We start from the raw sequence: 9,980 nt of genomic DNA on the forward strand, positions 1-9,980 counted from the left end.
GGTGGTGGGGCAGGACCATCTGGTGGGGCCGGGCGGGTCGCTGTCCGGCATGCTGGCGCGGGGCTCGCTCGCCTCCCTCATCCTCTGGGGGCCGCCGGGGGTGGGCAAGACGACCATCGCCCGGCTGCTGGCGGAACGGGCGGGGCTGGTCTTCGTCTCGCTCTCGGCGGTCTTCTCCGGCGTGGCCGACCTGAAGCGCGCCTTCGAGGAGGCGCGGCAGCGGCGCCGGGCGGGGCAGGGGACATTGCTCTTCGTCGACGAGATCCATCGCTTCAACCGGGCGCAGCAGGATGGCTTCCTGCCGGTGGTCGAGGACGGCACCGTCACCCTGGTCGGCGCCACCACGGAGAACCCGAGCTTCGCGCTGAACGGCGCGCTGCTGTCGCGCTGCCAGGTGCTGGTGCTGAAGCGCCTGGACGATGCGGCGCTGGAGCTGCTGCTGGCGCGCGCGGCCGAGGAGGCGGGGCGCGGGCTGCCATTGGATGAGACGGCGCGGGCGACCCTGCGGGCCATGGCGGATGGCGACGGGCGCTACCTGCTGAACCTCGCCGAGCAATTGTTGGCGCTGCCCGCGGATCAGCCGCTGCTGGATGCGGCGGGGCTGGGGGAGCTGCTGGCGAGGCGGGCGGCGCTCTATGACAAGGACCGGGAGGAGCACTACAACCTCATCTCGGCGCTGCATAAGTCGCTGCGCGGCTCGGACCCGGATGCGGCGCTGTACTGGTTCGCGCGGATGATCCAGGGCGGCGAGGACCCCCGCTACATCGCCCGCCGGCTGACCCGCTTCGCCGCCGAGGATGTCGGCATGGCCGACCCGCGGGCGCTGCCGCTGGCGATCGCCGCCTGGGAGACCTATGAGCGGCTGGGCTCGCCGGAGGGGGAGCTGGCCTTGGCACAGCTTGTGGTCCACCTCGGCACGGCGCCGAAGTCGAATGCGGTCTATGTCGCCTGGGGCGAGGCGCAGCGGGCGGCGAAGGAGACCGGGAGCCTGATGCCGCCGAAGCATATCCTCAACGCGCCGACCAAGCTGATGCAGGGCCTCGGCTACGGCGCCGGCTATGCCTATGACCACGACACGGACGGTGCCTTCTCCGGCCAGGACTACTTCCCCGAGGGGATGCGGCGGCGGGCCTTCTACCGGCCGAGCGACCGCGGCGCCGAGGCGGCGATCGGCGAGCGGCTGGAGCGCTGGGCGGCGATCCGGGCCGAGCGGGCGCGCCGGTGACGGGGCTGGAATTGGTGCCGGTGCTGCTGGTGGCGCTGGGCGGGGCGATCGGCTCGGTGCTGCGCTACCTCGTCTCGCTGCTGGCGCTGGCGGCCTTCGGGACCGGCTTTCCCTGGGGGACGCTGGCGGTGAATATCCTCGGCAGCGCGATGATCGGGGTCTGCGGCGGGATTGCGCTGGCCGGCAATCCGCGGCTGCTGCTGGTGACCGGGATGCTGGGCGGCTTCACCACCTTCAGCGCCTTCAGCCTGGAGACCGGGCTGCTGTGGGAGCGGGCCTGGTGGCTCGGCGTGGTCTATGTGACGGCGAGCCTGGGGCTGGGGCTGGCGGCCTTCAGGGTCTGCTTCGTGGTGGCGCGGCGGCTGGTCGCGGGCTAGGCGGCTTCCCTTGCGGCCGGGGTGCGGCCACCATCGCCCCCAGGAAATGGGGGAAATGTTCCATGCTCTCGATGCTCGGCACCTGGCGGCTGGTGGCAGTGCGCGCCTTCGATCCGGAGGGGCGGGAGGTACCGTCCCAGTACGGCCACCTGCCGATGGGCGTGGTGACCTTCGAGCCGACGCGGATGATGGCGGTGCTGGGCGACAGCCGGCCGCCGGCCGAGGGTGAGGCGCGGTTCTATACCTCCTATACCGGGCCCTGGACCTTCGATGGCGCCACCTTGGTGACCCGCGTCGATGGCTGTTCCGACCCGGCGCGGATGGGCACCGACCAGGTCCGCCAGGTGCGGGCGGAGGGCGCGCATGTGGTGCTGGTGCCGCCGCCGCGGCTGCACCAGGGGGTGATGCAGCAGCCGGAGCTGGTCTGGGAACGGCTCGCCTGAGGCTTGCCACCACGCCCGGCTGCGCCATCATGCGGGCATCGGCCGGGCCAACCGGCCGCAACGGAGGAAACAATCCATGAAGGGCGTGGTCTTTCTCGGCGACCGCCAATTGGCGTTGCAGGATTTCCCGGACCCGACGCCGGGGCCGGACGAGGTGGTGCTGGAGATCAAGGCCTCCGGCATGTGCGGCAGCGACCTGAAGTATTACCGCGCGCCGGCTTCGGGCGGGGCGGCGAACCTGGGATTCACCAAGGGGATTTCGGGGCCGATCATCCGCGGGCACGAGCCCTGCGGCGTGGTGGTGGCGGTGGGCAAGAACGTCTCGCCGAAGCAGGCCTGGATCGGCCAGCGGGTGATGCAGCACCACTACGTCGGCTGCGGCGTCTGCCCGCAATGCTCGACCGGCTGGATGCAGCTCTGCGACGACGGCGTCGACCAGGTCTTCGGGGCGACCGGGCATGGCGCGCATGCGAAATACATGAAGTGCCCGGCGCGCACCGTGGTGACCCTGCCGGACGAGCTGTCCTTCGAGACTGGCGCGGCGATCTCCTGCGGCACCGGCACCGCCTGGGGCGCGCTGCAGCGGATCGGGCTGCAGGGCGACCATACCATCGCGATCTTCGGCCAGGGGCCGGTCGGGCTCTCGGCGACGCAGTTGGCCGCCGCCATGGGCGCGCGGGTGATCGCGCTGGACACCAGCCCGGAGCGGCTGGCCCGGGCGAAGGAATTCGGCGCCGAGGTGCTGATCAACCCGATGGAATGCAACGACATCGTCGGCGCCATCAAGGATGCGACGCATGGGTTGGGCGCGCATCGCTCGCTCGATGCGTCCTCCTCGCCGCAGGCGCGGGCGCAGGCGGTGCGCTGCGTCCGCACCTGGGGCACGGCCTGCTACGTGGGCGAGGGCGGCGAGGTCACGCTCGACGTCAGCCCGGACATGCTGCGGCGGCAGGTGACGCTGGTGGGGTCCTGGACTTTCTCGACCGTCATCCAGGGCGAATGCGCGCGCTACATCGCCGACCGCGGCGTGCAGGTGGACAAGCTCTTCACCGACCGCTGGCGGCTGGACCAGGCCGAGGAGGCCTATGTGCTGTTCGACCAGCAGAATACCGGCAAGGGCGTGATCCTGCCGAACTGAGGCGCGACAGGGGGCGTGGGCCGGGCGTGGGCGGTTGCGCCCGCGCCCCGCCGGGGCTGCAATGCGGGACGAATCCCGGAGCGCCGCCATGTCCCTCATCGCCCTGACCGCCACCGAGGCCGTGGCCCGCCTCAAGCGCCGCGAGGTCTCGCCGCTGGAGCTGGTGGAGGCCGCCGCCGCCCGCATCGCCGCGGTGGAGCCTTCGGTGAATGCGCTGCCGACGCTCTGCCTCGACCGGGCGCGGGACCATGCGCGGCGCATCATGGCGGGGGAGGGGGCGGAGCATGTGCAGCACCCCGGCTGGCTGGCCGGGCTGCCGGTCTCCATCAAGGACCTGACCGACGTGGCGGGGGTGCGGACCACCTATGGCTCGCCGATCTTCCGCGACCATGTGCCGACCGCCTCCCATCCGCTGGTGGAGCGGATCGAGGCGCTCGGCGGGATCGTCATCGGCAAGTCCAACACGCCGGAATTCGGCGCCGGCGGCTCGACCTTCAACGAGGTCTTCGGCCGGACCCGCAACCCGTGGAACACCGCGCTGACCTGCGCCGGCAGCACCGGCGGCGGCGCCGTCTCGGTCGCCACCGGGGAGGCCTGGCTGGCGCATGGCACGGACCATGCGGGCAGCCTGCGCCGGCCGGGGACCTATTGCAGCGTGGTGGGCCTCAGGCCCTCGCCGGGGCGGGTGACGCGGGGGGCACCGAACAACCTCTTCTCGCCGCTGTCGGTGCAGGGGCCGATGGGGCGCTGCGTCGCGGATGTGGCGCTGTTCCTCGATACCATGGCGGGCTGGGACATCCGCGACCCGCTGACCTATGAGGCGCCGGCCGTTGCCTATGGCGCCTCGCTGGCGCCGCGGCCGCTGCGCATCGCCTTCACCGCGGATTTCAACGGCGCCCTGCCGGTGGACCGGGAGACGCGGGCGATCTGCGAGGCGGCGGTGCAGCGCTTCACCGAGGCGGGCTGCACGGTGGAACACGCCGCGCCCGAGCTGGCCGAGCTGCAGGAAGCCTTCCTGGTGCTGCGCAGCCAGCAATTCGTGGTGGACCGGGAGCTGCAGCTGCAATCCCACCGCGACCTGCTGAAGCCCGACATCATCTGGAACACCGAGCGGGGCCTGTCAGCGACGCCGAGCCGCCTGGCCTGGGCGGAGCGCGAGCGGGCGGCCTGGTACCGCCGGCTGACGACGTTCTTCGGCCGCTTCGACGTGCTGGTGACGCCCGGGGCGGCGACCCCGGCGTTCGACGTGATGCTGCGGCATCCCGAAAGCGTCGCGGGGAAGAAGCTCGAGAATTACATGGCCGCCTCGATGCTCAATGCCTCGATCACCCTGGCGGGTTGCCCCGCGGTCGCGGTGCCGGCGGGCTTCGACCAGTATGGCCGGCCGGTCGGGCTGCAGGTGGCGGTGCCGCCGCGGCAGGATGCGCGGGCACTGATGGCGGCGGCGATGTTCGAGGCGATCACCGGCCTCGACCGCATGCTGCCGATCGACCCGCGGCCGGGGGTGGTGCCGCCGGTGGAGGCGGCGGCCTGAGGCGGCGGGCGCCCCCGACCGCGACGGACGCCTGACGGGGCATCGGAACATTCCGTTTGCCCGTGGCCATGTCGTCCTGCAGCTTGCGGAGCTCCAAGGATGCCTGACCGCATGAAGCGTTGGACTGCCCCGGGGCATGGCCCCGGTGCCCTCCCGGTACCGCCGGCCGTGGACCCCTTCAGGAGGGGGCCGGCCGGGGGCCGGGGATGCGGCGCCGGCTGTCACCGCAACCATGCGGTGACGGCGCCGTTGCAAGCCTACCAGGAGTTCATGTCATGGTAGCGCGCGCCGATTTTCCAATAGTCGCCATCGGCGCATCGGCGGGCGGGATCGAGGCGCTCGAAGGCCTGTTCCGTGGCATGCCGGAACGGCCCGGGGTCGGTTTCGTCGTCGTCACCCATCTCAGCCCGTCCCGCGAAAGCCGGCTGCCGCAGATCATCGCGCATTACACCGCCATGCCGGTCATTGTGGCCGCGGATGCCATGACGGTGGAGCGGGACCATGTCTACGTGGCGCCGGCGAATGCCGTCCTGGGCATCGATGGCGGGCAGCTCCGCCTGCAGCGGATGGGTCCGGGCCAGCGCGAGCGCAAGCCGATCGACCTGTTCTTCAGCGCGCTGGCGGCCGACCTCGGCGAGTTGGCGGTCGGCATCGTGCTGTCCGGCGGCGACGGGGATGGCACGCTCGGGACCAAGGCCATCAAGGAACACGGCGGGCTGACCTTCGCGCAGGTGGGCGACGGCTTCGGCCCGCAGCATCCGGACATGCCGAACAGCGCCATCTCCATTGGCATGGTCGATTATGCCCTGCCCGCCGAAGAGATGGGGGCGCGCATCGCCGAATTCGCCCGCAGCCAGAACCTGCTGGACGGCATGGCCGGGCCTGACGACCGCACCCGGGAACCGGGCACGCTGGAGACGGCGCGGCAGGAAATCTACGGCATCCTGCGCAACCAGATCGGCCATGATTTCGGCGGCTACAAGACGCAGACCTTCTTCCGGCGGGTCCAGCGCCGCATGCAGATCACCCAGGCCGGCACGGTCGACGGCTACCTGGAGATGCTGCGGCGGGACCCGCAGGAGGTCGCGGCGCTGTTCCGCGACCTGCTGATCAGCGTGACGAATTTCTTCCGCGACGCGGCGGCCTTCGACAGCCTCGCGGCCGGCATCATCCCAAAGCTGTTCGAGGGCCGCGGCGCGGCGGAGACGGTGCGGGTCTGGGTGCCGGGCTGCGCGACGGGGGAGGAGGTATTCTCCATCGCGATGCTGATGCGCGAGCACATGGAGACGCTGACCACGGTGCCGCGGGTGCAGATCTTCGCCACCGACATCGACGAGCGGGCGCTGAACGTCGCCCGCGCCGCCCGCTATCCCGGCCCGGTGCTGGACAGCGTGACGGATGCGCGGCGGAAGCGCTTCTTCATCCAGGACGGCAGCAGCTACGTCGTCGCCAAGGAGGTGCGCGACCTCTGCATCTTCTCCCCGCACAACGTCATCCGCGATCCGCCCTTCTCCCGCATCGACCTCGTCTCCTGCCGCAACCTGCTGATCTATTTCGGCCTGGACGTGCAGCATCAGGTCATTCCCATCTTCCATTACGCGCTGCGGGCGGATGGCTACCTCTTCCTCGGCAATTCGGAGAACATCAGCCAGTTCGGCGACCTCTTCGCGCCGGTCGACAAGAAGCACCGGATCTTCCGCAAGCGCTCGGATGCGACGCCGGGCGTGAGCCTGCCGCTGTCGGTCACCCGGCTGCGGATCGGGCAGGTCGGTGCCGGGGCGGGGCCCAAGCATGGGCTGACCGGCGTCGTCTTCCGCCAGGCGGTCGAGACGCAGGTGCTGGAGCGGTTCTCGCCGCCCTTCGTCGTCGTCACCCGCGACGGCGACATCGTCTATTTCTCCGGCCGGACCGGGAAGTACCTGGAGGCGGCGCCGGGCGCGCCCTCCCGCCAGGTGCTCGCCATGGCGCGCAAGGGCCTGCGGCTCGACCTGCGGGGGGCCCTGCAGGAGGCGGTCGAGACGCATCGCCAGGTCAGCCGGCAGGGCGTGGTGGTGGAAAGCGCCGATGGCCGGGTGCAGCGCGTGACCCTGACGGTCGAGCCGCTGGAGGCGCCGGACATCAGCGACCCGGTCTTCCTCATCCTCTTCCTCGAGGAAGGGCCGGAGCTGAGCCGCGAGGAGGCGGCCGGCCAGCTGCACCTGTCGGGGAGCGGCAGCGAACACCTCGAACGCGAGCTGCGCGACACGCGGGAGCGGCTGCAGGCGCTGATCGAGGAATACGAGACCGCGCTGGAGGAGCTGAAATCCTCCAACGAGGAGCTGGTCTCGGTGAACGAGGAGCTGCAATCCGCCAACGAGGAACTGGAAGCGGCCAAGGAGGAGATGCAATCCGTCAACGAGGAGCTGCATACCGTCAATGCCGAGCTGAACAACAAGATCCTGGCGCTGGACCGGGCGAACAGCGACCTGCACAACCTGTTCGAAAGTTCGAACGTCGCCACCCTGTTCCTCGACCCGAAGCTGGCGATCCGCAGCTTCACCCCGCTGATGGAGCGGATCTTCAACATCCTGCCGAGCGACCGCGGCCGGCCGATCACCGATCTCTCCAGCCATTTCATCCTGCCGAGCTTCACCCAGGACATCAGCCGGGTGCTGGCCGGCGCGGCGCCGATCGAGCGGCGGGTGGAGCATGCCGAAAGCGGGGCGGATTACCTGGTGCGCTTCGCGCCCTACCGGCATGGCGAGAGCCAGCGGATCGAGGGGGCGGTGGTCACCTTCGTCGACGTGACGGAGCTGAGCCAGGCGGAGCATCGCCAGCGCATCCTGATCGCCGAGCTGCTGCACCGGACCCGCAACCTGCTGACCGTGGTGCAGGCGATGGCGGTGCAGACGCTCGGCCGTGGCGCGCCGCTGAAATCCTTCACCACGCGGCTCGCCTCGATCGGCCGGGTGCAGAGCCTGATCAGCGAATCGCGGCACGAGGAAGTCGATCTCGGCGAGCTGATCCGCATCGAGCTGGAGGCGCATGCAGCGGAGCATGGCGAGCAGGTGACGGTCGGCGGCCCGCCGGTGCGCCTCAACCTCGAGCGGGTGCAGGCGCTGGCGCTGGCGCTGCACGAGCTGGCGACCAATGCGGTGAAATATGGCGCGCTGAAGGATGGCACCGGCCGCCTCGCGGTGCATTGGACGCTGGAGAAGGGCGAGCAGGACAGCACGACGCTGGTGCTGCTCTGGGAGGAATCCGGCGTCGCCATGCCGGCGGATGTCAGCCGCCATGGCTATGGCCGGCAGCTCATCGAGAAATCCCTGCGCTATTCGCTGCAGGCCAAGGCGGAGATGAGCTTCGGCGCCGATGGGGTCTGCTGCCGGATCGAGGTGCCGCTGGCACGCAAGGGCAGTCTCTACGGCGGCAACGGGACCTTGCCGGTGGCCCGGCCGGGGCAGCCCCTGCCCGCCGCGCCGGACGATCCGCTGCGGTCCGACCCGGTGTGACGGCCCGGCGTTCCGGGCCTCAGCGCTGGTGGAAGCCGTCGCCCTCCGGCAGTTCGGCGAAACTCTCCTCGATGCCGTCCACCCGGGCCAGCAGGGGGCCGCGGCGGCAGGCGGTGAGCAGCGCCTGCACCGCCGGCTCCGACCCGGCGACCACGGCCTCGACCTTGCCGTCGGCGCGGTTGCGGACCCAGCCGGCGAGGCCGAGGCGGCGGGCCTCCCGCACCATCCAGGCGCGGTAGCCGACGCCCTGGACACGGCCCTCGATCAGCAGGTGCCGGGCGTTCACGCGGCCAGCTCCAGCAGCCGGGCGATGACGTCCACATCCTCGGCGATGCGCTGGCGGCGGGTGGCGGCCTCGGCGTCGAGACCCCAGAATTCCTCCTGGAAGGTTTCGTCGAGGATGGCGAGGCGATGCGCCTCGGTGGCGGCGATCCTCCCCTCGACCACGGCGAGGGCCAGCACCAGGCTGCCGAAGGCGGGGACCAGCACGCCCATGGCGACGAGCTGGACCGGCGTCAGCGCGGCGACGGCGCGGCGCAGGGCGGCGAGCGCGACGGGGTCCTGCGGGATGGGCATGATGCCGGTGGTGACGCGCAGCGGCGCATCGTGCTGCAGCGCGGCCCAGTCCAGCAGCGGCTGCCATTCCAGCGCCTGCCAGGCCGCCAGCTTCTCGTCCGCGGCGCGGTAGCAGAGCAGGTCGGTCTCGGCGTATTTCGCCAGGCCCTCGACCATCGGCGCGGGATCGGCGGCGATGCGTTCCTGCGCGGTGCCGGCGAGGCGGGTGAGCGGCAGCTCCGCCATGCTCATCTCGCCGCCCTTGGCACCGCCGCCGGCCCGGGTCCATTCCGCGAGCACGGCCTCGGCCAGGGCCGGGCGGTCCATGACCAGCGGGCCGCCGCCGGGGATGCGCAACGGCTTGCCATCCAGCAGCACGCCGAGGCCGCCGTGGGGGTCGGGTTGGGGGGCGAGGGTGGCGGTGTCCCAGAATCGCTTCATGCCGCTTATCTCCCGCGACCGAAGAGGCCGCGCAACAGCTCCTGCGCCGGATTGTTGGCGGCGCCGCCGCCGACGGATGGGGCGGCGGGCGCCGGGTTGCTGGGAACGGCGGAGGCGGGGACCGGGCCCTCGCGGCCGCCGCGGGCGGCATGCAGGGCCGTGCCGCAATCAGCGATGCCGCCGCCGGCGCCGGGCACCGCGCCCTGCGGCGCCCCGAGCGCGCCGAGCAGGTTGTCGGCCAGGTTGCCCGGGGTCCGCAGCAGGCCTTCCGCGGTGCCGAGCAGCCCGCTGGCGGCCACCGCGCCGAATTCCGGCCGCGGCTGGGCAAAGGTGCCGCCGAGCGGGACGGGAGCGCGGAACCGCAGCGCATTCACCCCGGGGATCGGCAGCCGCAGGTCGAGGTTGAGCTGCATCGCCAGGGTCTCGTCCCGCAGGTTGGCGCTGCCGGCGCCGCCGATGCGGCCGATGCTGGTATCCAGCAGCAACGCCTGGACCCGGCCGATGCCGCCTTCCACCGCCCAGCGGTTGGCGATGCAGGCGATGCCGATCTTGCCCTCGGCCAGGGCGCCGAGTTGCGGCAGGCCGCGGCGCAGGTCGCCGAAGAGCCGCGCCAGCAGGCCGCCCGAGCCCTGGTCGAGCTGCGCCGAGGTCAGGCCCAGGCCGACATGGCCGGCGGCGGTGGCGGCGACGGCGCGGAGCGTCTGGCCCTGGCCGCGCAGGTCGATGTCGAATTCGGCCCGGCCGGTGGTGCCCTGCGGCAGGTGCAGCGCGGCCAG

8 protein-coding genes and 1 pseudogene are annotated in these 9,980 nt (G+C 71.6%); 6 read left to right on the forward strand and 3 right to left on the reverse strand.

The annotated features are described in order from the left end of the window. The 6 genes from AC0IW9_RS29330 to AC0IW9_RS29355 all read left to right on the forward strand — a co-directional run. Positions 1 to 1,225, forward strand: a 1,225-nt coding sequence (locus tag AC0IW9_RS29330; protein WP_471651848.1) for a replication-associated recombination protein A, incomplete at its 5' end; no start/stop codon positions are given. Then, positions 1,222 to 1,602: a fluoride efflux transporter FluC gene (locus AC0IW9_RS29335; RefSeq protein WP_471651849.1), complete on the forward strand. Its 381-nt coding sequence runs from the start codon at positions 1,222 to 1,224 to the stop codon at positions 1,600 to 1,602. The genes AC0IW9_RS29330 and AC0IW9_RS29335, both read left to right, overlap by 4 nt. Positions 1,603 to 1,664: 62 nt before the next feature. Beyond that, positions 1,665 to 2,045, forward strand: coding sequence for a lipocalin-like domain-containing protein (locus AC0IW9_RS29340; protein ID WP_471651850.1), 381 nt, complete (start codon positions 1,665 to 1,667; stop codon positions 2,043 to 2,045). A 76-nt stretch (positions 2,046 to 2,121) separates the two neighbouring features. Beyond that, on the forward strand, positions 2,122 to 3,183 hold the full coding sequence (locus AC0IW9_RS29345; protein WP_471651851.1) for a zinc-dependent alcohol dehydrogenase family protein: 1,062 nt from the start codon (positions 2,122 to 2,124) through the stop codon (positions 3,181 to 3,183). An 88-nt stretch (positions 3,184 to 3,271) separates the two neighbouring features. Next, the gene (locus tag AC0IW9_RS29350; protein ID WP_471651852.1) at positions 3,272 to 4,717 is read left to right on the forward strand and encodes an amidase; all 1,446 of its coding nucleotides are present in this window, start codon (positions 3,272 to 3,274) and stop codon (positions 4,715 to 4,717) included. Between the two features lie 275 nt (positions 4,718 to 4,992). Continuing rightward, positions 4,993 to 8,208, forward strand: a complete 3,216-nt coding sequence (locus AC0IW9_RS29355) for a CheR family methyltransferase (RefSeq protein ID WP_471651853.1) — start codon at positions 4,993 to 4,995, stop codon at positions 8,206 to 8,208. 19 nt (positions 8,209 to 8,227) lie between these two features. On the opposite strand, the gene AC0IW9_RS29360 is transcribed toward AC0IW9_RS29355, so the two are convergent. The 3 genes and pseudogenes from AC0IW9_RS29360 to AC0IW9_RS29370 all read right to left on the reverse strand — a co-directional run. Next, positions 8,228 to 8,494, reverse strand: a complete 267-nt coding sequence (locus AC0IW9_RS29360; RefSeq protein ID WP_471651854.1) for an acylphosphatase — start codon at positions 8,492 to 8,494, stop codon at positions 8,228 to 8,230. Further along, the gene (locus tag AC0IW9_RS29365) at positions 8,491 to 9,204 is read right to left on the reverse strand and encodes an ATP12 family chaperone protein (RefSeq protein ID WP_471651855.1); all 714 of its coding nucleotides are present in this window, start codon (positions 9,202 to 9,204) and stop codon (positions 8,491 to 8,493) included. Before AC0IW9_RS29365 ends, AC0IW9_RS29360 begins: the two co-directional genes overlap by 4 nt. Positions 9,205 to 9,209: 5 nt before the next feature. Beyond that, positions 9,210 to 9,980 (reverse strand): annotated as a pseudogene (locus AC0IW9_RS29370) (hypothetical protein); the annotation flags it as partial.

It is taken from the genome of Belnapia sp. AC561 (assembly GCF_979252845.1).